The 23,479-nt window shown below is 36.8% G+C and carries 27 protein-coding genes, 4 pseudogenes and 1 riboswitch; of the genes and pseudogenes, 23 read left to right on the top strand and 8 right to left on the bottom strand.

The window, feature by feature from the left end:
* The first annotated feature begins 182 nt into the window (after window positions 1-182).
* From RGB74_RS16920 to RGB74_RS16885, 8 genes are all read left to right on the top strand, one after another.
* Window positions 183-1,931: a phospho-sugar mutase gene (locus tag RGB74_RS16920; RefSeq protein ID WP_310760455.1), complete on the top strand. Its 1,749-nt coding sequence runs from the start codon at window positions 183-185 to the stop codon at window positions 1,929-1,931.
* A gap of 116 nt (window positions 1,932-2,047) precedes the next feature.
* Window positions 2,048-2,311, top strand: a complete 264-nt coding sequence (locus RGB74_RS16915) for a metal-sensitive transcriptional regulator (protein ID WP_310262083.1) — start codon at window positions 2,048-2,050, stop codon at window positions 2,309-2,311.
* Between the two features lie 145 nt (window positions 2,312-2,456).
* Window positions 2,457-2,759, top strand: a complete 303-nt coding sequence (locus RGB74_RS16910; RefSeq protein WP_310760454.1) for a rhodanese-like domain-containing protein — start codon at window positions 2,457-2,459, stop codon at window positions 2,757-2,759.
* Between the two features lie 27 nt (window positions 2,760-2,786).
* Window positions 2,787-3,359 (top strand): sulfurtransferase TusA family protein, encoded by a 573-nt coding sequence (locus RGB74_RS16905; protein WP_310760453.1) that lies wholly within the window; start codon window positions 2,787-2,789, stop codon window positions 3,357-3,359.
* A 39-nt stretch (window positions 3,360-3,398) separates the two neighbouring features.
* Window positions 3,399-4,523 carry an MBL fold metallo-hydrolase gene (locus RGB74_RS16900; protein WP_396135988.1) on the top strand — a complete coding sequence of 375 codons (1,125 nt, stop codon included), beginning with the start codon at window positions 3,399-3,401 and terminating at the stop codon, window positions 4,521-4,523.
* A 35-nt stretch (window positions 4,524-4,558) separates the two neighbouring features.
* Entirely contained in the window at window positions 4,559-4,786 is a 228-nt protein-coding gene (locus RGB74_RS16895) for a sulfurtransferase TusA family protein (RefSeq protein WP_310760452.1), read from the top strand.
* A 72-nt stretch (window positions 4,787-4,858) separates the two neighbouring features.
* The gene (locus RGB74_RS16890; protein WP_310760451.1) at window positions 4,859-5,344 is read left to right on the top strand and encodes a DsrE/DsrF/DrsH-like family protein; all 486 of its coding nucleotides are present in this window, start codon (window positions 4,859-4,861) and stop codon (window positions 5,342-5,344) included.
* Window positions 5,345-5,374: 30 nt separating this feature from the next.
* On the top strand, window positions 5,375-6,154 hold the full coding sequence (locus RGB74_RS16885; protein WP_310760450.1) for a sulfite exporter TauE/SafE family protein: 780 nt from the start codon (window positions 5,375-5,377) through the stop codon (window positions 6,152-6,154).
* 419 nt (window positions 6,155-6,573) lie between these two features.
* Here the strand turns inward: RGB74_RS16885 and RGB74_RS16880 are convergent, their stop codons facing one another.
* On the bottom strand, window positions 6,574-7,164 hold the full coding sequence (locus RGB74_RS16880) for a YitT family protein (RefSeq protein ID WP_310760449.1): 591 nt from the start codon (window positions 7,162-7,164) through the stop codon (window positions 6,574-6,576).
* Window positions 7,165-7,322: 158 nt separating this feature from the next.
* Between RGB74_RS16880 and RGB74_RS16875 the strand changes: the two genes are divergently transcribed.
* Window positions 7,323-7,517, top strand: coding sequence for a hypothetical protein (locus RGB74_RS16875; protein WP_310760448.1), 195 nt, complete (start codon window positions 7,323-7,325; stop codon window positions 7,515-7,517).
* 48 nt (window positions 7,518-7,565) lie between these two features.
* Here RGB74_RS16875 and RGB74_RS16870 read toward each other — a convergent pair whose 3' ends face one another.
* Genes RGB74_RS16870 through RGB74_RS16860 form a run of 3 tightly spaced genes read right to left on the bottom strand, consistent with a single transcriptional unit; the run spans window position 7,566 to window position 9,703 of the window.
* Window positions 7,566-8,030, bottom strand: a complete 465-nt coding sequence (locus RGB74_RS16870; protein ID WP_310760447.1) for an ArsI/CadI family heavy metal resistance metalloenzyme — start codon at window positions 8,028-8,030, stop codon at window positions 7,566-7,568.
* Window positions 8,031-8,050: 20 nt separating this feature from the next.
* Window positions 8,051-9,352, bottom strand: coding sequence for an arsenic transporter (locus RGB74_RS16865; protein ID WP_310760446.1), 1,302 nt, complete (start codon window positions 9,350-9,352; stop codon window positions 8,051-8,053).
* Window positions 9,353-9,382: 30 nt separating this feature from the next.
* Window positions 9,383-9,703 (bottom strand): ArsR/SmtB family transcription factor, encoded by a 321-nt coding sequence (locus RGB74_RS16860; RefSeq protein ID WP_310760445.1) that lies wholly within the window; start codon window positions 9,701-9,703, stop codon window positions 9,383-9,385.
* Window positions 9,704-9,831: 128 nt separating this feature from the next.
* Here RGB74_RS16860 and arsC point away from each other — a divergent pair, with 128 nt between their 5' ends.
* The 3 genes from arsC (at window position 9,832) to RGB74_RS16845 (ending at window position 13,219) form a co-directional block, all read left to right on the top strand.
* The gene (gene arsC, locus RGB74_RS16855; protein WP_310760444.1) at window positions 9,832-10,233 is read left to right on the top strand and encodes an arsenate reductase (thioredoxin); all 402 of its coding nucleotides are present in this window, start codon (window positions 9,832-9,834) and stop codon (window positions 10,231-10,233) included.
* Between the two features lie 92 nt (window positions 10,234-10,325).
* Window positions 10,326-11,552, top strand: coding sequence for a TolB family protein (locus RGB74_RS16850; protein WP_310760443.1), 1,227 nt, complete (start codon window positions 10,326-10,328; stop codon window positions 11,550-11,552).
* Between the two features lie 257 nt (window positions 11,553-11,809).
* The gene (locus RGB74_RS16845) at window positions 11,810-13,219 is read left to right on the top strand and encodes a SpoVR family protein (RefSeq protein WP_310760442.1); all 1,410 of its coding nucleotides are present in this window, start codon (window positions 11,810-11,812) and stop codon (window positions 13,217-13,219) included.
* Between the two features lie 78 nt (window positions 13,220-13,297).
* Here RGB74_RS16845 and RGB74_RS16840 read toward each other — a convergent pair whose 3' ends face one another.
* Complete coding sequence (locus RGB74_RS16840; protein WP_310760441.1) at window positions 13,298-13,516, bottom strand: hypothetical protein; 219 nt, start codon at window positions 13,514-13,516, stop codon at window positions 13,298-13,300.
* Between the two features lie 382 nt (window positions 13,517-13,898).
* Between RGB74_RS16840 and RGB74_RS16835 the strand changes: the two are divergent.
* A pseudogene (locus RGB74_RS16835) lies at window positions 13,899-13,973 on the top strand (WGxxGxxG-CTERM domain-containing protein); the annotation flags it as partial.
* An 86-nt stretch (window positions 13,974-14,059) separates the two neighbouring features.
* Here the strand turns inward: RGB74_RS16835 and RGB74_RS16830 are convergent.
* Complete coding sequence (locus tag RGB74_RS16830; RefSeq protein WP_310760440.1) at window positions 14,060-14,542, bottom strand: CBO0543 family protein; 483 nt, start codon at window positions 14,540-14,542, stop codon at window positions 14,060-14,062.
* 231 nt (window positions 14,543-14,773) lie between these two features.
* Between RGB74_RS16830 and RGB74_RS16825 the strand changes: the two are divergent.
* Window positions 14,774-15,045: pseudogene (locus tag RGB74_RS16825) on the top strand (hypothetical protein); the annotation flags it as partial.
* On the opposite strand, the pseudogene RGB74_RS16820 reads toward RGB74_RS16825, so the two are convergent.
* Window positions 15,046-15,268 (bottom strand): annotated as a pseudogene (locus RGB74_RS16820) (YitT family protein); the annotation flags it as partial.
* Window positions 15,269-15,376: 108 nt separating this feature from the next.
* Between RGB74_RS16820 and RGB74_RS16815 the strand changes: the two are divergent.
* The 4 genes and pseudogenes from RGB74_RS16815 to RGB74_RS16800 all read left to right on the top strand — a co-directional run bounded on the left by RGB74_RS16815 (window position 15,377) and on the right by RGB74_RS16800 (window position 18,951).
* Window positions 15,377-15,829 carry a MarR family winged helix-turn-helix transcriptional regulator gene (locus RGB74_RS16815; protein ID WP_310760439.1) on the top strand — a complete coding sequence of 151 codons (453 nt, stop codon included), beginning with the start codon at window positions 15,377-15,379 and terminating at the stop codon, window positions 15,827-15,829.
* A gap of 25 nt (window positions 15,830-15,854) precedes the next feature.
* Window positions 15,855-16,373 carry a spermidine/spermine N(1)-acetyltransferase gene (locus RGB74_RS16810; protein WP_310760438.1) on the top strand — a complete coding sequence of 173 codons (519 nt, stop codon included), beginning with the start codon at window positions 15,855-15,857 and terminating at the stop codon, window positions 16,371-16,373.
* A 24-nt stretch (window positions 16,374-16,397) separates the two neighbouring features.
* Window positions 16,398-16,597 (top strand): annotated as a pseudogene (locus tag RGB74_RS16805) (stage V sporulation protein R); the annotation flags it as partial.
* Window positions 16,598-16,833: 236 nt separating this feature from the next.
* Window positions 16,834-16,975, top strand: a riboswitch (cyclic di-AMP (ydaO/yuaA leader).
* A gap of 152 nt (window positions 16,976-17,127) precedes the next feature.
* The gene (locus RGB74_RS16800; protein WP_310760437.1) at window positions 17,128-18,951 is read left to right on the top strand and encodes an APC family permease; all 1,824 of its coding nucleotides are present in this window, start codon (window positions 17,128-17,130) and stop codon (window positions 18,949-18,951) included.
* A gap of 93 nt (window positions 18,952-19,044) precedes the next feature.
* Here the strand turns inward: RGB74_RS16800 and RGB74_RS16795 are convergent, their stop codons facing one another.
* Window positions 19,045-19,905, bottom strand: coding sequence for a LysR family transcriptional regulator (locus RGB74_RS16795; protein WP_310760436.1), 861 nt, complete (start codon window positions 19,903-19,905; stop codon window positions 19,045-19,047).
* A 127-nt stretch (window positions 19,906-20,032) separates the two neighbouring features.
* On the opposite strand from RGB74_RS16795, the gene RGB74_RS16790 reads away from it, so the two are divergent.
* The 5 genes from RGB74_RS16790 (at window position 20,033) to RGB74_RS16770 (ending at window position 23,474) form a co-directional block, all read left to right on the top strand.
* The gene (locus RGB74_RS16790) at window positions 20,033-20,932 is read left to right on the top strand and encodes a DMT family transporter (RefSeq protein ID WP_310760435.1); all 900 of its coding nucleotides are present in this window, start codon (window positions 20,033-20,035) and stop codon (window positions 20,930-20,932) included.
* Window positions 20,933-21,141: 209 nt separating this feature from the next.
* Window positions 21,142-21,540 (top strand): hypothetical protein, encoded by a 399-nt coding sequence (locus tag RGB74_RS16785; RefSeq protein WP_310760434.1) that lies wholly within the window; start codon window positions 21,142-21,144, stop codon window positions 21,538-21,540.
* Between the two features lie 87 nt (window positions 21,541-21,627).
* Window positions 21,628-22,149: a GNAT family N-acetyltransferase gene (locus tag RGB74_RS16780; RefSeq protein WP_310760433.1), complete on the top strand. Its 522-nt coding sequence runs from the start codon at window positions 21,628-21,630 to the stop codon at window positions 22,147-22,149.
* Between the two features lie 191 nt (window positions 22,150-22,340).
* A complete protein-coding gene (locus tag RGB74_RS16775) occupies window positions 22,341-22,472 on the top strand; it encodes a DUF4023 domain-containing protein (protein ID WP_310760432.1) in 132 nt (43 codons plus the stop codon).
* A gap of 162 nt (window positions 22,473-22,634) precedes the next feature.
* Complete coding sequence (locus tag RGB74_RS16770; RefSeq protein WP_310760431.1) at window positions 22,635-23,474, top strand: KPN_02809 family neutral zinc metallopeptidase; 840 nt, start codon at window positions 22,635-22,637, stop codon at window positions 23,472-23,474.
* The last annotated feature ends 5 nt before the right edge of the window (window positions 23,475-23,479 follow it).

Below are 23,479 nucleotides of genomic sequence, written 5' to 3'. Positions count from 1 at the left end.
ATTTCTCGGGAAATATCTCGAATCGTGTCATATATTTGAGTAAATTCCAATAAGAGGTATTCATTTTATGGTGAAAACGGTATAATAAATGCCGTAATTAAAAGATAAAGCAGGAAATAATCGATATAAATCGAAATTACACTAAACAATTTATTTACAACTATGAAGAGGGAGGCAGTAAGATGTCCTGGCAACAAACACATGAGAAATGGATGAAACACGCTAATTTAGAGAAGTCATTAAAAACTGCATTAGAAGAAATGAAAGATAACGGGACAGTACTTGAAGACTGCTTTTATAAGAATCTAGAGTTTGGTACTGGCGGAATGCGAGGAGAAATCGGCCCTGGTACAAACAGGATGAACACATATACAGTTCGTAAAGCTTCTTTAGGGCTAGCGAATTTTATTATTGAACAGGGAGAAAAAGCTCAAAAACGCGGAGTTGTTATTGCTTATGATTCTCGCCATTATTCACCTGAATTTGCAATGGAGGCTGCTAAGACTTTAGCTTCTAATGGTGTACAGGCATATGTTTTTGAAAGCTTAAGACCTACTCCAGAATTATCTTTTGCGGTTAGATATTTGAAAGCATATTGCGGAATTGTGATTACTGCAAGCCATAATCCTCCTGAATATAATGGTTATAAAGTATATGGTCCAGATGGCGGACAGCTCCCTCCAAAGGAAGCTGATATGGTAATCGAAAAAGTAAACGCTGTTGAAGATGAGTTATCACTTACAGTTAAAGAAGAAACAGTGTTAAAAGAATCAGGCTTGATAAAAGTAGTTGGTGATGAAATCGATGAAGCATATATGGAACAATTGGCTAAAATCAGTCTGAATCGTGATGTTGTTACAGAAATGCATGATTTAAACATCGTGTTTACTCCGCTTCATGGTACAGCTAACATTCCAGTGCGTGAAGGACTAAAAAGACTTGGTTTTTCGAACGTAACAATCGTAAAAGAACAAGAACTTCCGGATGCGAATTTTTCAACTGTTAAGTCACCAAATCCAGAAGAACATGCTGCATTTGAGCTTGCTATTGAATATGGGAAGAAAACAAACGCTGAAATTTTAATGGCAACAGATCCCGATGCTGACCGCGTAGGAATCGCAGTGAAGAATAATGATGGTGAATATGAAATTCTAACGGGTAACCAAACCGGAGCGCTTATGATCGAATATATTCTTTCACAGCGTGAAGAAAAAGGAAGCCTAAATTCAAATGGCATTGTTTTTAAAACAATTGTAACATCTGAATTAGGACGGGTTATCGCTGAATCATATGGTTTAACCGTAGAAGATACATTGACTGGATTTAAATTTATAGGCGAAAAAATTAAAGAATATGAAAAGAGCGGTGCTCATTCTTTTGTATTCGGATATGAAGAAAGCTACGGATCTTTAATCGGAGACTTTGTTCGTGATAAAGATGCTGTTCAAGCATGTTTAATGGGTGCTGAGATGGCTGCTTTTTATAAGAAAAATGGTAAAACTCTATATGAAGCACTAACAGATGTTTATGAAAAACATGGCTATTATAAGGAAGGACTTGAATCCTTAACGCTAAAAGGCAAGTCCGGTGCAGAACAAATTGAGAACTTGCTATCAGGATTTAGAGCGGATATGCCACAAGAAATAAACGGACAAACGTTAACAGTAACTGAGGATTATCAAGCGAGCCTCCGTTATTACGCTGCTGAAGATACAACGGAGGATATTACACTTCCAAAATCCAATGTATTGAAATATAAGCTGGCGGATGGTTCTTGGTTCTGCGTAAGACCTTCAGGAACAGAACCGAAAGTGAAATTTTATTTTGGTGTGAAATCTGATTCCAATGATAAAGCAAATGAATCATTAGCTAATCTTAAGCAGGCTGTTATGGATCTTGTTCATGAAAGAATGCAGAAAGTGGCACAATAATTCATGACGAAAGGCTGCAGTTAAATAGTTGCAGCCTTTTCTTTTCACTATTTGACATAGAAGATGAATTCATGTAATATACCCCTATAGGTATTCAAAAACGAGGAGGTGCTGAATTGGAGTACACACAAGAAATGAAAAACCGCTTAAAAAGAATAGAGGGTCAAATTCGTGGTGTTCTGCGTATGTTAGAGGAAGAAAAAGATTGCAAAGATGTTATTACTCAGCTTTCCGCTTCTCGTACCGCAATTGACCGTACGATTGGATTGATTGTCGGCACTAACTTGGAACAATGTTTGCGTGATCAAATGGAAAAAGGCGATAATCTGAACTCTGATCTTGTTAAAGAAGCGGTTCAGCTTCTAGTGAAAAGCCGCTAATATCTGTCAAAAGCAAAGACTGTTGACAGATTATCTTTTATGTTTTAATATACCCCTATGGGTATTTTGTAAAAATGCAAATGATTATATTTTTTTGATCTTAAACATACCTATACGGGTATAAGTATAAAGGAGGGCGCAGTATATGCCATTAAAAACAATAGATCCACAAAAAGTTGAGGATTTACTAAAAGAAGGAAGCGGATTAAACATTATTGATGTTCGTGAAGATGATGAAGTTGCACAAGGCATGATCTCAGGCGCAAAGCATATTCCGCTTGGAGAAGTTCCAAATAGATTACATGAATTAGATCAATCAAAAGAGTACATTATGGTTTGCCGATCGGGTAAAAGAAGTGAAAAAGCATGCGGTATCTTATCCGAAAACAATTTCAAAGTTACGAATATGACAGGCGGAATGTTGAATTGGAAAGGTCAAACAAAATAATACAGATTGTATGGAGGGATTTATTAAATGAGTATTAAAGTAGATCAAGTTTTAGATTGTAAAGGATTATCATGTCCGATGCCGATTGTAAAAACAAAAAAAGCAATGGATCAGCTGGAAGCAGGTCAAGTAATTGAAGTTCAAGCAACAGATAAAGGTTCTTTGGCTGATATACAAGGCTGGGCTCGAAATACAGGAAACCAATATTTAGGGACAAAAGAAGAAGGAGATGTCCTTAAGCATTATTTAAGAAAATCGAATCCAAATGAAGTTAAAGAAGCTGCAGAGTTTGAACACACGATCCAAAATGATGAATTAGAGAACGCTCTATCCGAAAATAAAGACAACATGATTGTGCTGGATGTAAGAGAACCGGCAGAGTACGAGTTTAAACGTATACCGGGGGCAGTATCAATTCCTCTAGGTGAACTTGAAAATAAGTTAGATACGCTTGATAAAAATAAAGAAATTCATGTTGTATGCCGTACAGGAAGCAGAAGTGACATGGCTGCACAAATTTTATCTGAAAATGGTTTTGAGCGTGTGAAAAACGTATTGCCTGGAATGTCTGAATGGACCGGACCTGTAGATTCCCAGTAAAAAATTTTAAATAAGGATATACCTAGGGAGGTATTTGTTGTGATAAAAGCATTATCAGCTAAAGAAGTAGCAAAAAGAGTTGTTGAAGGAAAAATGTTTATTCTTGATGTTCGCAATGAAAGTGATTTTTCAGACTGGAAGATCGAAGGAAAAGGTATTGAATCCATTAACCGTCCGTACTTCGATTTAATTGATGGTGTTGAAGATGTGCTAGAACACCTTCCAAAAGAAGAAGTGTTAGTTGTTTGTGCTAAAGAAGGCTCTTCAGTAATGGTTGCAGAGATGCTTGATGAAGCAGGCATTAAAGATGTTTATTATCTTGAAGGCGGAATGAAAGCTTGGAGCGAATATTTGATGCCAGTTAAGATTGGCGACTTAAAGGATGGCGGCTCTATCTATCAGTTCAACCGTATCGGTAAAGGGTGTCTTTCTTACCTTGTTGAATCGGACGGAGAAGCAGCAATTATTGACACTGCTCGTACGATTGAAGCTTATGAAGATTTTGCAAAAGAAAATGGTCTAGAAATTAAGAACTTGATCGATACCCATCTGCATGCTGACCACATTTCAGGCGGACGCCGACTTGCGGAAAAAACAAACGGAACATACTGGTTGCCTCCAAAAGATGCTGAGGAAGTAACGTTTTCTTATGAAGCATTAGAAGAAGGTAAAGACATTACGATCGGGAATACGAAGATTGAAATTCAGCCATTGTATACTCCAGGACATACGATCGGAAGTACTTCTATGATCGTTGACGGACAATACTTGCTTTCAGGAGATATACTGTTTGTCGATTCGATCGGACGTCCTGACCTTGCAGGTAAAGCAGAAGATTGGGTAAGTGATTTGCGTGATTCTCTATACAACAAATACAACAGTCTTTCAAAAGATTTAGTCGTATTGCCAGCTCACTTTGGTAAGATCAGCGAACTTGATGAAAAAGGTGCTGTTTCTGCTCCACTAGGTGAATTATTCGATAAGAATGATGGATTAAAGATTGAAAGTGATGATGAATTCCGTAAGGCTGTAACAGAAAACTTACCGCCTCAGCCTAACGCGTACCAAGAAATCCGTCAGACAAACATGGGTAAAATCGATCCTGCAGCTGACGAACAGCGTGAGATGGAAATTGGTCCAAACCGTTGTGCAATTACAGAGTAAGTTAACAAAACTTAAATTACCAGGAGGTTCTTCAAATGAACGTAACACAAACTTTAGATACTAAAGGGTTATCTTGCCCAATGCCAATCGTAAAGACGAAAAAAGCGATGGATACTTTACAGAGCGGTGATATTTTAGAAGTCCTTGCAACAGATAAGGGAGCAGTAAATGACTTATCTGCATGGTCAAAATCTTCTGGTCATGAATTATTAGACCACAAAGAAGAAGACGGCGTATTCAAATTTTATATTCAAAAAGGCTAAGCCCGGTATTTTTAATAGAAATACCAATACCTATAGCCGTATAGGTATTGGTTTAAAAAAGGAGAGATAGCTATGGAACAGCAACAAAATAAATCAACAATGGTAGTCTTCAGCGGTGATCTTGATAAAGCAATGGCAAGTTTCATCATTGCAACTGGGGCTGCAGCTATGGGGAAACAAGTTACGATGTTCTTTACATTCTGGGGACTCAACATTTTAAGAAAAGAAGAATATGTGAATGTCGGAAAAAAATCTTTCATGGATAAAATGTTTGCAGCAATGATGCCAAGAGGACCAGAAAAGCTGGGTATTTCCAAAATGAATTTTGGCGGTCTTGGCGGAAAAATGATGAAGTACACAATGAAAAAGAAAAATATTGTTTCGCTTAAAGAGTTGATTGATATGGCTCAAGATCTCGATGTTAAGATGGTCGCTTGTACAATGTCGATGGACGTTATGGGTATTACACAAGATGAGCTTATAGACGGGTTAGATTATGCGGGTGTGGCTTCATATCTTGCTGATGCTGATGAATCTAAGATTAACTTGTTTATCTAATTGGTTTCAGTGAAGGGGGATGGAAAAGCCATGGATATTAGTTTTATTATTACTATTTTCTTAATCGGCTTTATAGGTTCTTTTATATCTGGAATGGTCGGTATCGGTGGATCCATTATAAACTATCCAATGCTTCTCTTTATCCCTGCATTATTAGGGTTTTTAGCTTTTTCGCCACATGAAGTATCCGGGATAAGCGCGGTCCAGGTTTTTTTTGCTACGATCGGCGGTGTATGGGCATATAGAAAAGGTGGATATTTAAATAAAGCACTGATCCTCTATATGGGATTAAGCGTATTGTTAGGAAGTTTTATCGGCGGATTCGGCTCACGATTATTGACTGATGAACAGGTTAATGTTGTATATGGAGTGTTAGCGGTAATTGCAGCAGTATTGATGTTTATACCGAAAAAAGGGATAGATGATATTCCAAATGATCAAGTTCATTTCAACAAATGGGTTGCAGCTGTTCTTGCTTTTGTAGTAGGTCTAGCTGCGGGAATTGTAGGAGCAGGCGGTGCATTTATTTTAGTCCCTATTATGCTTGTTGTACTAAAAATTCCAACACGAATGACGATTGCCTCTTCACTAGCGATCACATTCATTTCTTCTATCGGATCTATTGCGGGAAAAATTTCAACAGGACAAATTTTGTTTTGGCCGGCTTTAATTTTGGTTGTCGCTAGTTTAATCGCGTCACCGCTTGGAGCCAGAATAGGTAAAAAATCAAATACAAAATTTCTGCAAGTTGTCTTAGCGGCACTTATTATCGCCACTGCACTTAAAATCTGGTTCGACATTTTAATATGAAAAAAGCTCTGTCACTACACTTAAAAAGTAGTTTGACGGAGCTTTTTTTGTTTCAGAGTAATATTTGGTGATTATTAAGCTAACATATATCTCCATAGATAAGAAAAAACCTTTTTCGAGGCATCTTTTTTCTCTTTCCCACGCAGCTGAATGAATAATCCAACGAGTTTCACACATAATCCAACGAGAATTTGTTATAATCCAACGAAATTCACTCATAATCCAACGAGTTTTTAGCATATACTCCCGAGTCGTCAATATTTGACATAGTCCAATATACTCGGAAATATTACGATCAAGTGCTGTTTTGAAATAAAGAAAAATGAAATCATCATCTGTTTAATAAAGAAATGAAGGAAATTCCCTGAACAAATAGAGAAATTTGTTCAGAGAAATATATGGTTGGGGGTCAGACCCCCTCAAGAAGTGCTTTTATAAAAATTAATCGACCGGATGAGGGTCATGGTCATCGTTGCAAAACCAACTGAAAGAATGGTAACTAGCGAGTAGAATAATATACCTTCTCCCATAACATACAGTCCTGCAAGAATAACTGCTGCATCAATTAGAAAGATAACCATCCCGACATTAATCGAAAACCATCTGGAAACAAAAAGAGCCAAAAGATCGGTGCCGCCTGTACTCGTTTCATGACGAAGCATCCAGCCGATTCCTGTTCCGATACACAGACCGCCTATAACTGAACTTTCCATGATTGATACGGTAAACATCCCTCTTAATGGAGTAAGAAGATCAATAATAAGTGAAGAAACGAGAAGTCCATGTATACTGTTAATAAAATAGCGCCGTTCAAGCTTCCAGGCCATCAGATAAATAGGCAGACTTAAAATTACGAGTGTCATACCAATCTTATATCCCCATACATATTTTACAAGAAGGCTTATTCCAATCATCCCGCCATCAAGAAGATGAAAAGGAACAATAAATCCGTTAATACCAATGCCAACTAATATGCTGCCGAAAAATATAGCAACAGTACGTCTCATCATGGCAATCATCCTTGTACTTTTATTACTCATATATATGCTTGTTTGTCCCAGAATAGTCATTTGACCTGGTGTGTTTGTCCGTGTCTTTTTATGAACATCTTGCATGTAATAGAATATAAGACCCTTGTTGTACTAAATGGGAAGGGTGAGTCAAAAGAATGGGCTTCAGACGAGAAGCTATGCGTCTAATTGAGAGGCAAGTCGCTGTGGATACAGTGAAGAAGACATACAAAGGCAGACTTAAAGTAGTTGAAAGAGAATTTATTATAATAAGTGTCATGCGTAATGATCATGAGCAATTTGACCAGATCATCATAAGGACTGATGAAATAATTGCTTTGTCTGCCATTTAAGAAAAAAATCCCCTGCTTTTTTTACGCGGCAGAGGGATTTTTTATGTTTTATTTTTTTGTAAAACCTAATTGAATGGTTTGTGGGTTCTGTGGAGGAGCACAGCATAATGATAAATCACGTGCATCTCCTGCAGATTCGAATTCGGAATCTTCTTTTGTGTAGAAGATTTCCCATGCGTTACCGTCTGGGTCATATACCCATACTTTATCTTGAACCGCATAGCAGCAAGTTGTATCCATTTCATCGATTAAAAGAAGTCCGGCTTCTCTAAGTCTTTCGCCCACCGCTAGTACATCTTCTGTTTTGTTAACTTGAAAACCTAAATGATTAAGGACACCTTCTTTTTCAAAGGGACGTACATTTAATGAAAAGTGAAGAGCTGGCTCATCTAGTTCGAATTTTGCGTAGTTTTCTTTTATTTTTGCTGGTTCCTGACCGAAAAAGCTTTTATAAAACGTAAGAGATTTCTCTAAGTCTGTACAGTTAACAGCAACATGCATACGTTGAATCATGATTTTGCACTCTCCTTGTATTAAGATATAAGCAGAAGCCATAAGTAAAGCCCTGCTAGGGTAATAAATAAAGTTGGAATTGTTAAAATGATACCGATTTTAAAATAATAACCCCAAGTGATCTTAATCCCTTTTTTCGATAATACATGAAGCCATAAAAGCGTTGCTAATGATCCGATAGGTGTTATTTTAGGACCTAAGTCAGAACCGATCACGTTAGCAAAAATTAAAGCTTCTCGGATAACGCCAGATGTATTTGTTCCATGAATGGCTAGTGCATCGATCATTACTGTCGGCATGTTGTTCATGATGGATGATAAAAAGGCAGCAAGAAAGCCCATTCCAATTGTGGCCGAGAATAAGCCTTGATCTGCAATCACTTGTATCCAATCTCCAAGCATGTCTGTTAATCCGGCGTTGCGAAGACCGTATACGACGACATACATTCCTATCGAGAAAACAACAACCGTCCAAGGTGCATCTTTGATAACCTTTTTTGTATGGATGGCAGGGCTATTACGTGCAGCAAAAATAAAGAATACCGCAGCTGCACCAGCGATAAAGGATACAGGAATTCCTATGAACTCACTTGTTAAGTATGCGATTAATAGAACAGCTAGTATGAACCAAGAAAGCTTGAATATCTTTGGATCACGAATTGCATCCTTTGGGTGTTTTAATTGTGATACATCGTAATTTACCGGAATGTCTTTACGGAAGTATGCGTAAAGGACAAGCATGCTCGCAAACAATGAAAAGAAGTTCGGCACGATCATGCGGCTCGCGTACTCAACAAAACCGATGTTGAAGAAATCAGCGGACACGATGTTCACTAAGTTTGATACAACGAGCGGCAATGAAGTGGTATCAGCAATAAAACCACTTGCCATAATAAACGGTAAGATCATAGATTCTTTAAAGTTAAGTGCTCTGACTTGTGCAAGAACGATTGGCGTCAGGATTAAAGCAGCACCGTCGTTTGCAAAAAAAGCGGCTACGGCTGCCCCAAGTAAAATGACATAAAAAAACATCTTCCTGCCATTACCGCCCGCCAGTCTTGCCATATGAAGGGCAGACCATTCAAAGAATCCGATTTCATCTAAAATAATGGAAATAAGTATAATAGCAACGAATGCTAAAGTAGCGTTCCATACAATTCCTGTAACCGTCCATACGTCAGCTGGAGTAACAACTTTCGTTAACAGGGCGATCGCAGCTCCTATTGTGGCAGACCAGCCAATTGAAAGTCCCCGCGGCTGCCATATAACAAAAATAAGCGTAAACAAAAATACAGCAAAGGCTGTAATCGCCATGCTGTCCATAATAATTCCCCCAATTGCTGATTTTCTAAGCTAGCAGCAAACCTTCCCGCCAGATTTCTTAAGTTGTTCAATTTTATTTGACATGTCAGGCAGAGCTTCTAAGTTTGCTTTTATAAAAGGATAAATCTCTCCATCGATGGAGTAGAAGATCCATTGGCTGCTGCGTCTTTCTTTTACTAATTTAGCTTGTTTTAATTTGCGTAAGTGCTGTGAAATACTTGGTTGTGTCATTTGCAGAATTTCAACTAACTCACATACACATAATTCTTCGTGACGGAGTAAAGCTAAAATATTTAATCGGGTTTTGTCTGCCATTGCTTTATAACAATCGGTCAACTGATCCAGTTCCATATCGCTTTCACCTCATTAGTATATAACCATATGTTTATATAGAATGTCAAAGATTATATAAATAAATATTGATATAAGGATATACTTATATTAATATGGTCACGAAAGAAGTATTAGGAGGTCATAAAATGGCGAAACCAATTATCTATTTTCTTTGTACAGGGAACTCTTGCCGCTCACAGATGGCTGAAGGATTTGGACACCACTACCTGAGCGATAAATATGATGTATATTCTGCTGGAATCGAAGCTCATGGAGTGAACCCAAACGCTGTTAAAGCGATGAACGAAGTAAAAATTGATATAACAAATCAAACATCTGATGTGATTGATAAGGACATATTAGAAAAAGCGGATTTAGTTGTAACGTTATGTGGACATGCCAATGATGTTTGTCCTGCTACACCACCGCATAAAAAGCGTGAACATTGGGGATTCGATGATCCTGCAGGAAAAGAATGGAGCGAGTTTCAGCGTGTACGCGACGAAATAGGAGCTCGCGTTAAGCGTTTTGCTGAAACAGGAGAATAAATTACGATTAAATGGCTCAGGAACCAGTTGGTTTTTGAGTTTTTTAGTATGGTTTTGTCTCAATGGCTCATTTTAATAAAGAGGTGATCGTGTTGAGACGTAGATTTATTTTGGTGTTTTTTATTATCACTGTATTCTTTGGTTCTCATGAGTTGAATGTTGATGCAGCCGGCAATCAAGCAGCTTTTGTCCGAGATGACGGATTATATTATATTGATGGTGATGTCGAAAGAAAAATAGTTGAAGGACCAAAATTGTCTTATCCGAGAATATCAAGCAATGGTATTTATATCAGTTATCTTTCTGGAGATTCCAAAGAACTATGGGTTTACAACAGAGTGACACGTTTGAAAAGAAGAGTATTTACTTCGAATGCCTCAATGCCTAGGTGGTCACCAACTGAACCTTTATTAGCATGGAAAAGCGACGGAGTTCTCAATGTTATTGATGTATCAAAGCCGGCTTCATCTTTTCAGAATGTAACTCTAGGTGCAGGTAATTATAGTTGGACACCTGACGGAAAAAATTTTGTTGTATCTTCATCTGCAAATCTAGAGCCAAGTGGCTGGACACCTGTGAGCATTTTTACAGTTCCATATGATGCAAATGGTGATTTAAAAAAGGTGAAACTGCTTACTACACTGCCAAAAGAAAGCGAGTCCTTTTTTGCAATAGGCACTTCGAAATTTAAATGGTCAGCAGAAGAAAATGAGTTTGCCTTTATTGCTTGTCCGACAGCATCACTATCGGCTGACAGCAATACATTAATGGTTGTATCGAAAGACGGAGCGACAACAAAAATAGTAGGGGAAATGCTCAGTAATCCAAACTGGTTTAACTGGTCTCCAAAGTTTGAGAAGCTGGCTTATATTAAAGGGATCGGAAGACTTATTACTGAAAACAAGAAATTAACAATCTGGGATGCGAAAACCGAAAATGAAAATGGACTTGGCAGAGCAGGTTTTGCTGATGGGGATTTCACATGGAGAAGTAAAGAAGAAATCGTGCTGAGCCGCCAAAAAGAAAGCGGCTGGAATATCGCGCAAGAACAAAGACCAAAGCCATTTTTAACCTTAGTTAATGTACGAGATGGAAGTTCAAAGCAAATTACATATCCAAAGGGAATGGCAGATGTTTATCCGAAAATGCTTATCGAGGGTGGCTTAATTTGGGTTAGAACAGACTCTAACCTGAACCATACGATAGTGATGAAAAAGGACAATTTAAATGCAAAAGAAAAAGTATGGATCAATAATTTGAAAGTACCATCAGAATGCTATGGATGGCAATGTGTGCTCGATGTATACCAAAGTAAGTAAGAAACAAAAGGCAAACTCTCTCCGCTGAGAGTTTGCCTTTTGTTGTTTATGAGCTTAGAAGACTTAATTTGATATAAAATATGAAACCCCTCAAAAATAGCCTATGATTCTGAGGAAACATTACAGATCAGCAAGCTGAAATCACGAAGGGAAATAAATTGTTTGGGGTCAGTCCCCATTTTTAAGCTTTCCCCTCTCATGAATGTCCTTCTTCAGTCATACAGTTAAGAGTAAGGAATATGCAGGAGGGGGTAAACATGAACTGGGAACTGCAAAATAAACAACTCGAAAACGCAATTGCTGAAATTACTGAGATCGCTGACCACTTTGGCCTTGATTTTTACCCAATGCGGTATGAGATATGTCCGGCAGATATTATTTACACGTTTGGTGCTTATGGAATGCCAACTCGATTCTCACACTGGAGTTTCGGTAAACAGTTTCATAAGATGAAACTTCAATATGATTTGGGACTCAGTAAAATCTATGAGCTCGTAATTAATTCAGATCCGTGCTATGCCTTTTTACTGGATACCAATTCATTAATCCAAAACAAACTTATTATTGCACATGTATTAGCGCACTGTGATTTCTTTAAAAACAATGTTCGCTTTTCCAACACAAGGCGGGATATGGTTGAATGTATGACCGCGACTGCGGAACGAGTAGCTCAATATGAACAACAGTATGGTAAAAAAGAGGTGGAACAGTTCTTAGATGCTGTCCTTGCTATTCAAGAACATATTGACCCTTCGATCGTCCGGAAAAAATTTAAATATGGTATTGAGGAAGAGGAAATTATAATACCGAAAAAAGAAACACCGTATGATGATTTATGGAAACTGGATTTAAAGAAATCTGATAAACCTCTGATTAAAAAGAAAAAATCATTTCCTCCTCAGCCTGAAAAAGACATCTTGATGTTTATTGAAATATATAGCCGTGAGCTTCAAGAATGGCAGCGGGATATTTTATCAATGATGAGAGAAGAAATGCTCTATTTCTGGCCGCAGCTCGAAACGAAAATCATGAACGAAGGCTGGGCTTCCTATTGGCACGCCAAGATATTGCAAGAAATGGACTTAACCTCTCATGAGACGATTGAGTTTGCGAAATTAAACGCGGGTGTTGTCCAGCCATCGAAGACATCGATCAACCCGTACTACTTAGGCTTACAGATTTTTAAAGACATTGAAGACCGCTACAACAAACCAGACGAAGAGCTGATCAGGCAAGGGGTAAAACCAGGCTCTGGACGTGAAAAAATGTTCGAAGTACGCGAACTCGAATCCGACATGTCGTTTATCCGAAACTATTTAACTAAAGATTTAGCACAGCGGGAAGATATGTACTTGTTCCAGAAGCAAGGTAAAGAATACAAAATTGTCGACAAACAGTGGGAAGAAGTTCGTGATCAACTCGTCAGTATGCGGGTGAATGGTGGATTTCCATATATCACGGTAAACGACGGGGACTACATGAAAAATGGGGAGCTATATCTCAATCATAGTTATGAAGATATGGAACTCGATGTGAAGTATCTGGAGAAAGTCCTTCCTCATGTCCACCATCTGTGGGGGCGCCCAGTCCACATGGAAACGATGATCGAGCAGAAGCCTGTCCTGTTCACGTTTGATGGGAAGACGGTGCATCGGAAGTATCTTTAAAATTAAACAAGTGTTTAAATAACAATAAGAAAGGACCACATTCTTGTGGTCCTTTCTTATTGTTCAGTCCTTTTATATTTATTTGGTCGCGTTTGTTGAAGAGTCTTCACTTGTATCTAAATAAGGATTACCACCAGAGTTATTAATTTGTGTTGTAGGATCTTCACTAGTATCTAAATAAGGGCTGCCATCCTCATAATTAGCTTTTGTCACTGAGTTCTTGCTTGTATTTAAATAAGGATTGACGTCAACATATTTATCAGACACTCTTGGTGGTTTATGACCTTGTTCTGTCATGAAAAATTACCTCCGTAATTTATTAGGTTAGATGGATTGATATAGAACACAAGTCATATTATTAGTTATTAAAATTGCATTTATTCGAAGTGTCATCTAACGAGTTTGAAGGCACTCCGATTTTTATTCGTTTTTACTATTTTTTTGATTTTTCGTTTAGCGTGGAGCAGACAAAAAATCTAAAAAGTATCAAATAAACTTTGGGGAGACTATTCGATGTATGAAAAACCAAAGTAAAAAGGAGAATTACAATTAAACGAAAACAATTAGCTTTTATTGCAGTAATCATCTTATCAATAGGACTTTTGTTCGGTGGTAATAATGCTTCAGCAAATAATAATGACAATTATAATAATACAAACATGACAAGAAATGTTGCAGCAACAAATGGGGATGGCTCGGTTTAATAGGTCTAGCTGGGTTATTAGGTAGAAGAAGGGATGACCGAAAAGACTAGTCCAACTTTGGAATAAAAGATTGTGTAAAAAAAAGCCAGCAGCCAGCTGGCTTTTTAATATTGTGATTTTCAAGTCAAATATTCCATTAAATCCTTTGCTTAATTGAAATTTTATTAATTAATATCATCAGTAAACGAACAAATAAAAAAGTTGCTGTAATAGATGCAAAGCTATGGATAGGAGTCCAAGATTTTTTATACTTAATTAAATTTGTTTTCCTTTCAATCAAATATTCAACAATCGTAGAAGGAGCACTAAACAATAAAGATTTTACGAAAGTACCTATAATATTTGAGTTTTGAGTCATTTGATTAAAGTAAATACAGGTTACAGGAAAAATTAGATAACTAAACAGAACACTTATATCAAAGATTTTAAAAAGGTTCACTGGGTATTTTAGATACCCCAGCTTAACAAGTAAGGTATCAAGAAATGAGGAAATATAACTTTTTAATAAAAAAATGATGAGCCAATCCTTAATCGGGGGCTTTCTAATTAGGTTTATAAATAAAACCAAACTTATAACAAAAAGACTTCTTAAAATATTGATTTCCATTTGCTTCTTCATCTAATTCCTCCTTATAAAACCTTAATATTTACCTATAAAGGCAAAAATATTGATTGTACGAACAATTTGGGGAAGTTTGTTCAATAAGATAGGGACCACTTTTTGGTGATCCCCTATAATAATCAACATAATTTTTTAAAATAATTCGCTAGCTTTAACTTGTAATGGAGGCGGAATCAGCCACCCCTATTCTTTATTAATTTTTAACATTTTCAGCTCCAAAATTGATGCGCTACGCTTGATGAAGCTGTCAAACACGCTAATCCTCATCATTTTATTATGGGAGCACAAGGTTCACTCCCAGTCGATGCCGACGGGAACCCTTGAATGGTCATGGGTTTACAATCATGGGAATTTACCCAGAATGCAGGAAGTGTGTTGACATGGGCTTTCATAATGTTCAATTTAACTTCCGTATAGATCCAACATGGATAGGGAAAATCTTCAGTGGTCAATCTCCGAGCAGAAATGGCGGAGATTTAAGCGTAGTTGGACCACCAAAAGAATGCTGTTAATAACCCCAAAACTTCTGGTCTTTGTTTAATTAATAATGCTTACCATTATTAAAGCTATTATTATTTCCCAACTTCCCACAGTTAGCCCCACATTAATGGATAGTCCTACCAAAAGTGCATCAAAAGGTGAAGTTCCAAGGTCTGATAGTATAGTGAAAGAAATACCAAGAGTCATTATTAAAATTCCTAAGACATAAAACGCATAATTCACTTTACTCACCTCTTTACCGTTTTTGTTGCAAATGCAACAAATTAAGGTTAGGTTTAATGTATAACGTTTTATTATATTTGCAACAAAAATATGTACTAAGGAGCTATTATGAAGGAAATTCTTCGTGAAATTGGAATGATAGCAAGGGCATTAGATTCTATAAGTAATATAGAATTTAAAGAATATGATCTTACAAAAGGGCAGTATTTGTACCTTGTGAGAATATGTGAAAATCCAGGAATCATTCAAGAAAAGTTAGCTGAGATGATAAAAGTAGATCGAACAACAGCAGCTCGTGCTATAAAAAAACTTGAAATTAATGGCTTTATTGAAAAGAAAGAGGATAAACATAACAAAAAAATTAAAAAACTCTTTCCAACAGAGAGAGGGAATAATGTTTTTCCTTTTATAAAAAGAGAACATGAATATTCCAATATCGTTGCATTAGAGGGATTTTCTGAAACAGAAGTAGAAACCATTTTTAATCTTCTTCAAAGAGTAAGAAAAAATATAGAAAAAGACTGGGAAGTTGTAAAAAAAGGAATCAAAAGAAATTATTGATTATATTAAGGAGCGACATATTTAAATGACTATTAATATTAAAAAGTGTACCTTTGAAGATTCACTCAAACTTCAAGAAATTAGTTATGAAACATTTAATGAGACATTTAAGCATCAGAATTCACCCGAAAATATGAATGCCTATTTAGAAAAGGCCTTTAGCTTAAAACAATTAGAAAAAGAATTATCCAATATTTCTTCTCAATTCTTTTTTGTTTATTTTAATAATGAAGTCGCTGGATATTTAAAGGTCAATATCGATGATGCTCAGTCTGAAGAAATGGGTGATGAAACACTTGAACTCGAGAGGATTTATATAAGGAATAAATTCCAAAAACATGGGCTTGGTAAATATCTGCTAAATAAAGCTATAGAAATTGCGATGGAAGGTAATAAAAAGAAAATCTGGCTAGGTGTATGGGAAAAAAATGAAAATGCCATTGCTTTTTACAAAAAACTTGAGTTTGTTCAAACTGGTGCCCACCCCTTTTATATGGGAGATGAAGAACAATTGGACTTTATAATGACCAAAACACTAATTTGACTTCTAAAAATGGCGGATAATTGTAATGACAGTGACTATATGAAAAATGGGGAGCTATACCTCAATCATAGCTATGAAGATATGTAACTCATTAAGTATCCGGAAAAAGTTTTGCCGCAGGTCATCATCTCTGGGGCCTTCCAGTACACATGGAAACAAAGATTGAACAGAAACCTGTTCCTTTCACGTTTGATGGGAAGAGGGTACATCAGAAGTACCTCTAAAATTAAACAAGTGTTTAAAAATATCAAAGAAAACACGCTGCTGGCGTGTTTTTTCTATTACTGTTTTTCACAGGGATAGCCAAAGCTTTAGATTCTTTTTTCTTATTTTTAAAAGAGCTGTTCTTGAGAAGTACGCATAGAGATTTATTTTGTAAATTTGATAAAAAAGTTTATTGTTTTCTAATTACATCTTTACAAGAAGATAAAGCAGGAGTATGATAATCAACAGTTTCGTATTTCTTAAATCGCTGAAACCTAAAGGTGCGGGGGAACCGTTAATGGATTTTTTCAAATCCGAGGGGTGAATCCTAAAGCAGGTAGGGCTACTCAAAGGCCCGAATCCGACAGCTAACCTCGTAAGCGTTTATGAGTGGGAAGGTGAAGCTTGTGAGACAAGAAAATTAATGTCCGCAGGTCTATTTCGTAATGACCTGTGGGCTTTTTTATGTGCAAAATTTAATGCTTGAAAAGTGATTTATCACACAAATTGGGTAATCTAATTATGACTAAAATGATGGTGGTGTACTTCTATGTTATCTTCTTTAAAGAGATTTTTAATCGGTCGACCCTTGAAGTCAACGGAACTTGGGGAACAGAAGCTTAATAAAACCAAGGCATTAGCGATCCTCTCATCAGACGCATTATCTTCTGTGGCCTATGGGCCAGAACAAATATTGATTGTTCTTATTACAGTAAGTGCAGCAGCATTCTGGTATTCAATTCCCATCGCAGTGGGTGTGCTGATTTTACTAACTGCTCTTATCTTGTCTTACCGACAAATCATATTTGCTTATCCTCATGGAGGCGGAGCTTATGTCGTTTCGAGGGAAAACCTGGGTGTGAATCCTGGATTGGTAGCTGGGGGATCACTTTTAGTGGACTACATATTAACTGTGGCGGTTAGTGTTTCAGCTGGTACAGATGCCATTACTTCAGCATTTCCAAGCTTGCATGAACATAATGTTTTGATTGCGATTGTTTTTGTTTTAATTATTACAACTCTGAATTTAAGGGGTTTAACAGAGTCTGCTTCCATTTTAGCTTATCCGGTTTATTTATTTGTTTTAGCTCTGTTTATCTTAATTGGTGTTGGTATTTACAATATTGCTACAGGACAAGTTTCACCTGAACTTCATACACCAATAGGTACGCCTGTTGCAGGTCTTAGTTTGTTTCTGCTTCTGAGGGCATTCGCTTCTGGTAGTTCGGCTTTAACTGGGGTTGAAGCAATCTCAAATGCGATTCCTAACTTTAAAGACCCAGCTCCTAATAATGCTTCAAAAACATTAATGGCAATGGGGGCATTGTTGGCAGTATTATTTTCGGGAATCGTCTATCTAGCTTACTATTATGGAATTACTCCAAGTGAAACGGAAACGGTTGTTTCCCAAATTGCTAATGATACATTTGGCAGAGGCTTTATGTATTTCTTCATTCAAGGAACAACAGCGTTGATATTAATCCTTGCAGCAAACACAGGCTACTCTGCTTTTCCATTACTTGCTGTTAACCTTGCTAAGGATGGGTTTATTCCTCGAATGTTTACGATTAGAGGTGACAGGCTTGGGTATTCCAATGGAATCCTCGCCTTGGGGATTGCTTCGATTATCTTGATTATCGTGTTTCAAGGACAGACAGAACATCTTATCCCACTTTATGCTGTTGGTGTATTCATTCCTTTTACTCTGTCACAAACAGGGATGATCGTTAAATGGGTTAGGGAAAAGCCAAAGGGATGGGTATCAAAACTTATTATCAATGCAACAGGTGCACTTATCAGTTTCATCGTTACCATTATGTTCTTTTTAACTAAGTTCGATCAAGTTTGGTCAGTTCTAGTATTTTTACCAATCATTATCCTCCTCTTTCATAGGATTAAAAAGCATTATGATTTAGTAGGAGAACAATTGAGAATAAGACTTATTGAAGGTTCAAAACCAATTGAGGGAAATGTTGTTATCGTTCCTGTTGCAGGCATAACTCATGTAGTAGAGAATTCAATTAATTATGCGACTTCCATTGCAGATCAGGTTATAGCTGTTTATGTAGCGTTTGAAAGAGAAAATGAGAAAATCTTTGAAGAAAAATGGGAAAAATGGCAACCCAATGTTCGTCTCGTAACGCTGCATTCTCAATATCGAAGTATTATTCATCCATTAACTAAATTTATTGACACAGTAGAGAAGAAAGCAAGTGAAAACAACTATCGTGTTACAGTATTGATTCCTCAATTTATTACGAAAAAAAGCTGGCATAATATACTCCATAACCAATCGAGTTTACTTATAAGAGCCTATTTATTATATAAAAGAGATGTTATTGTAGCCACAGTGCCATATCGATTTAAAAAGTAAAAACCAGCCATTTGGCTGGTTTTTTGTTTGTTCATTGTTGCAACTTAAGGGTTACACCACTTATGTTTTTTTGTTTTTTGATTCAATTAGCGGTCAATCATAATGTCTAATGATGAAATCAATGAAAAATCTGCTTGATATGGGCAGAACTCTTTTGTCCTTGTAAGCAAGACTGATTGTACGTGAAAAAGAAGGGGAGATCTTTTTCGTCACAATGTGATAAGGACAGCGATTTAAAACAAGTTTCGGCAGAATCGAAATACCAAGTCCTTGCTCAATCATAGACATAATCGAATAATCGTCATGTACACGGTATTGTATATTTGGCTCGAAATTATTTTGTTCAAAAATCGTTAGAGGTTCACTAAGATCTCCTTCATCGAGAAGGATATAAGGCTCATTCATTAATTCTTTCAAGGTTACTTCTTTCTTTTCTGCTAAAATATGATTTTCTGGTAATACAGCGAACATCTCATCTTGTTGCAAAGGAATAGTCATTAAGTTTGATACAGCTTTAGGATTAACAAAGCCAAAGTCTACACTGCCTTCTTTGACCCAATTAGAAATCTCAGTATAATCTCCTTGATGCAGCTCAAAATGAACAGCTGGGTACTGCGCTTTAAAATCTTTTATTAATCCAGGCAGCAAGTGACAGGAAACACTTGAAAATACTCCAATTCGAACAAGTCCGCTCTCAAGCCCTTCCATCTCTTTGATTTTTTCTTTTAACTCCCTGTGGGAATTGCAGATTTTCTTTATATAAGGCAAAAACTCTTCACCATCAGGAGTCAATGTTATACCGGTTCGAGAGCGCGATATTAGAATGGTAGAGAGCTCTTCCTCTAATGAATGGACCATTTGACTAATGGCAGATTGGGTATAGCCAAGCTCTTCTGCAGCCTTCGTAAAACTTCCTGTTTCAATTGCCTTAATAAAAGCATAATAAGCATTCATCCATTCTTCTCCTTTGCATTAGAGTTACTAATAGATTCATTATAAATATTCGTTTTATTAATGAAAAGGGAGATGATACCATAAATTTAATCTTTAAAGAACGAATGAGAGGCTGGGAGTTGTAGCTATGACACCAAAACAAGCGAACTGGATTCTAGCATCTGTTTCTATGGGGTGGGGATTGTCTTATATTTTTATGAAACTTTGTGTAGATACGATCCCAGCCTTAACCATTGTGGCATTGCGATTTGGAATTGCTTTTATTGCCATGATGTTCATTTTCCGTAAAAAAGTTTTTCGTGTAGATGTTAAGACATTAAAATACAGTTCAATTGTTGGAATGCTTCTATGGGGGATCTTCCTTAGCCTTATGTATGGTATTAAACAAACGACTGCTTCAACGGCAGGCTTTTTGACGAGCACAACCGTCATCTTGGTTCCGATTTTACAGATATTCATCACCAGAAAATTACCTAGCAAAACAATAATTATGGGAGTTTTGATTGTTACGATTGGCTTAGCACTTCTAACGATTGGGGAGGACTTTACTTTTGCATTCGGGTCTCTTTTTTGTTTGGTTACTGCATTGTTATATGCTGTGCATATTATAGTAACGAATCAATTTGCACGAAAAGTGGATACTTTGCAGCTAGGGATCTATCAGCTCGGATTTGCTGCCTTTTTTGCAACTGCTGGAACGTTTCTCTTTGAAACTCCCGTATTGCCTAAGGGAGCCATTCATTGGATTGCCATACTTGGACTCGCCCTCATCTGTTCTGCTTATGGATTCGTGATGCAGCCAATCGTTCAAAAGTACACAACGCCTGAAAGCGCTGGTTTTCTCTTTTCACTCGAACCGATTTTTTCTGCCATATTTGCATTTTTCATCCTCCATGAAAATATGGGGATGAAGGGTTATATCGGTGCAATAATTATTTTAATAGGTGTATATATAGCTAATTCTACATTTAGAAAACCACAAGTTGTTTTAGTTGAAAAGACTGTCCTGGTTACTGGAAAACAATGATAGCAAAAACAGATCTGTTTACGTTAATAGGGAGAATGTCTGACCGGAATTTATCTATAAATTAAACAAATGTTTAAAACACGCCTACTTAGTATCGCAGTTATAATACTCTATTTAACAGCCAAAGAGTTTAAGAAGGTAAATACATATTTATCCAGAATTACTTATAGATAAAAAACTAGAAGATAAATGGATAAGGGGGATTAAGAATGGCTTCAGTTAAAGAATTAAATAATGTATTTGACTACAAGAAAGCAATCACAACAATGATGGATGATTTTTTAATGGAATTAATAATTGACGGAAAGAATGAAAGAACATTAAAACCCGATAGCAAGCTTCTGATTATAACGCAAAATGCTTATATAGAAGGAACAATTAATCATTTTGATAAAGTGGATGATGAGGGGTATTTTTTTTCACAAGGTTTAAAAGAACTTGAGAAAAGATTATCAGGACTTCCTGAAAAATTGGAGGCCATTAACTTAACAGGTCCACTTCATTTAAAGGAAGTAACGATAAGCCCTATGACCAATCCAGGTGAGAACCGTAAGTTAAGTGAAATGCTATTATTCACAGATCAAATACTTGGCATAACTATAAAATAACTCTATAAATTTTAAAACCGTAAAAAAACCGGTCTTTTTTATTGGTTTATTTATAATAAAGAATTTGTAAAGATTAGGAGCAACAAAATGATAACTAAGTTTAAATACATAATTCGTACTGCGAAAATAGAAGATGCGGAAGCCGTGTTAGATATACACCGTTCAGTAATTGCAGAAGGTGAGTACTTTATTAAAGTTTCTGAGGAGTTTAATAGAACGCTTGAGCAGCAAAAGGAATGGATACAAAAGATCATTGATAATGAAAAAGATACACTCATTGTTGCTGAAATTAATGGTGAAGTAGCCGGGTGGATCGTATTTCTTTCTCAAGATAGAAAAAGGGTGTCTCATACTGGTTCTTTTGGTTTGATGATCAGTCAAAACTACAGAGGTATGGGGCTTGGGAAAATGCTTGTAACAGCTTTATTGGACTGGGCTGAAAAAAATCCATTTATTGAAAAGGTAAGTTTAGGCGTGTATTCAACAAACCACAGGGCAATATCACTATACAAAAGTCTAGGGTTTATTGAAGAAGGCCGTAAAATAAAAGAATTTAAAATGGATGAAAATGAATATGTTGACGACATTCTTATGTACAAGCTGGTTTAGCTGGACAATATTAAACAAGTGTTTAAATTTAAATGTAAAAGTGCGCTTCTGGCGTGCTTTTTTTGTTTTCTTTTTGGCATTATAAACTCGGAATCCCAAGAGGAATGAAGTATGTATTTAAAGGACTATGAGTAATTTTACTTCTAAATGGATAAAGTAAAAAAGAGATTTTATGTGAGGAGGCTGTATCAGTGGAGAATACAAGTGATTTTGTAGAAAAATTGCATGAAAACCAGGAAAAGGACGAAAAAAATAAAAAGCATCAAGGTAAAGGCAATCCTGGGGCAAAGCTTCCAAATAAACAGCACGGTACGAATAAGTAACTATTGGATATTATTACAGTAAGAAAGACCACTTATACTGGTCTTTCTTTTTATGTCAGATGGGGTTTTATAAGTGGCGATTCCTCCGTCTAAACTCCATTAACTTAGGGTATACAAATTATTAAAATACAACAAGCTATGTTTGTCTAAGGAGGAAATTGAATGAAGTGGAGAGGCAGGCAAGGGAGTTCGAACGTAGAAGACCGGAGAGGAATGGGGGGGAAAGGCCTTGCTGTAGGAGGAGTCGGGGGACTTATAATCGTTTTGATCGTCACACTGCTTGGAGGCAATCCTGGAGATTTGATTAACAATATGGGTGGCGGTACAGAAAACGCAGTTCCATATGAAGAGACGGCTAAAGAAAAGGATGATGCACAATTTGTCTCTGTTGTTCTAGCGGATACAGAGAAGGTTTGGTCTGATATTTTTCGTGAAAAGGGCATGACTTATAAGGAACCGACCCTTGTGTTGTATTCAGGAAGTGTTCAATCAGCTTGTGGAACTGCCGGTTCATCAGTAGGTCCGTTTTATTGTCCAGGTGACCAAAAGCTATACATCGATCTGAGTTTCTATCAAGAACTAAAAGACAAATTTGGTGCACCAGGTGATTTTGCAATGGCTTATGTAATCGCCCATGAAGTAGGGCACCATGTTCAGACACTATTAGGTACGACGGATAAAGTTCAATCAAAGCGTTCGACTCTTAGCAAGTCGGAGTATAACAAAATTTCAGTTCGTACTGAGTTACAAGCCGATTATTACGCTGGTGTCTGGGCGAACCATGAGGAAGAAATGGACCTGCTCGAAAAGGGTGATATTGAGGAAGCATTGAATGCTGCCAGTGGAGTAGGAGATGACACTCTCCAAAAAAAATCACAGGGATATGCAGTGCCGGAAAGCTTCACACATGGAACATCTGCACAGAGAAAACGGTGGTTCGATAAAGGGTTTAATACCGGAACAATTGAAGGTGGAGATACCTTTAAAGCAAAGGAGCTTTAAGGGGA

Origin of the sequence: Bacillus sp. NEB1478 (assembly GCF_031582965.1) — a bacterium.
Lineage (GTDB): Bacteria > Bacillota > Bacilli > Bacillales > Fictibacillaceae > Fictibacillus.
This window is presented reverse-complemented; position numbering and strand designations above follow the sequence as displayed.

Excerpts from the sequence above, each read along its gene's own strand:
- RGB74_RS16920 (WP_310760455.1), top strand. The coding sequence starts at position 183 with ATGTCCTGGCAACAAACACATGAGAAATGGATGAAACACGCTAATTTA.
- RGB74_RS16910 (WP_310760454.1), top strand. The coding sequence starts at position 2,457 with ATGCCATTAAAAACAATAGATCCACAAAAAGTTGAGGATTTACTAAAA.
- RGB74_RS16905 (WP_310760453.1), top strand. The coding sequence starts at position 2,787 with ATGAGTATTAAAGTAGATCAAGTTTTAGATTGTAAAGGATTATCATGT.
- RGB74_RS16895 (WP_310760452.1), top strand. The coding sequence starts at position 4,559 with ATGAACGTAACACAAACTTTAGATACTAAAGGGTTATCTTGCCCAATG.
- RGB74_RS16890 (WP_310760451.1), top strand. The coding sequence starts at position 4,859 with ATGGAACAGCAACAAAATAAATCAACAATGGTAGTCTTCAGCGGTGAT.
- RGB74_RS16885 (WP_310760450.1), top strand. The coding sequence starts at position 5,375 with ATGGATATTAGTTTTATTATTACTATTTTCTTAATCGGCTTTATAGGT.
- RGB74_RS16880 (WP_310760449.1), bottom strand. The coding sequence starts at position 7,164 with ATGATGAGACGTACTGTTGCTATATTTTTCGGCAGCATATTAGTTGGC.
- RGB74_RS16875 (WP_310760448.1), top strand. The coding sequence starts at position 7,323 with ATGGGCTTCAGACGAGAAGCTATGCGTCTAATTGAGAGGCAAGTCGCT.
- RGB74_RS16870 (WP_310760447.1), bottom strand. The coding sequence starts at position 8,030 with ATGATTCAACGTATGCATGTTGCTGTTAACTGTACAGACTTAGAGAAA.
- RGB74_RS16865 (WP_310760446.1), bottom strand. The coding sequence starts at position 9,352 with ATGGACAGCATGGCGATTACAGCCTTTGCTGTATTTTTGTTTACGCTT.
- RGB74_RS16860 (WP_310760445.1), bottom strand. The coding sequence starts at position 9,703 with ATGGAACTGGATCAGTTGACCGATTGTTATAAAGCAATGGCAGACAAA.
- arsC (WP_310760444.1), top strand. The coding sequence starts at position 9,832 with ATGGCGAAACCAATTATCTATTTTCTTTGTACAGGGAACTCTTGCCGC.
- RGB74_RS16845 (WP_310760442.1), top strand. The coding sequence starts at position 11,810 with ATGAACTGGGAACTGCAAAATAAACAACTCGAAAACGCAATTGCTGAA.
- RGB74_RS16840 (WP_310760441.1), bottom strand. The coding sequence starts at position 13,516 with ATGACAGAACAAGGTCATAAACCACCAAGAGTGTCTGATAAATATGTT.
- RGB74_RS16830 (WP_310760440.1), bottom strand. The coding sequence starts at position 14,542 with ATGAAGAAGCAAATGGAAATCAATATTTTAAGAAGTCTTTTTGTTATA.
- RGB74_RS16815 (WP_310760439.1), top strand. The coding sequence starts at position 15,377 with ATGAAGGAAATTCTTCGTGAAATTGGAATGATAGCAAGGGCATTAGAT.
- RGB74_RS16810 (WP_310760438.1), top strand. The coding sequence starts at position 15,855 with ATGACTATTAATATTAAAAAGTGTACCTTTGAAGATTCACTCAAACTT.
- RGB74_RS16800 (WP_310760437.1), top strand. The coding sequence starts at position 17,128 with ATGTTATCTTCTTTAAAGAGATTTTTAATCGGTCGACCCTTGAAGTCA.
- RGB74_RS16795 (WP_310760436.1), bottom strand. The coding sequence starts at position 19,905 with ATGAATGCTTATTATGCTTTTATTAAGGCAATTGAAACAGGAAGTTTT.
- RGB74_RS16790 (WP_310760435.1), top strand. The coding sequence starts at position 20,033 with ATGACACCAAAACAAGCGAACTGGATTCTAGCATCTGTTTCTATGGGG.
- RGB74_RS16785 (WP_310760434.1), top strand. The coding sequence starts at position 21,142 with ATGGCTTCAGTTAAAGAATTAAATAATGTATTTGACTACAAGAAAGCA.
- RGB74_RS16780 (WP_310760433.1), top strand. The coding sequence starts at position 21,628 with ATGATAACTAAGTTTAAATACATAATTCGTACTGCGAAAATAGAAGAT.
- RGB74_RS16770 (WP_310760431.1), top strand. The coding sequence starts at position 22,635 with ATGAAGTGGAGAGGCAGGCAAGGGAGTTCGAACGTAGAAGACCGGAGA.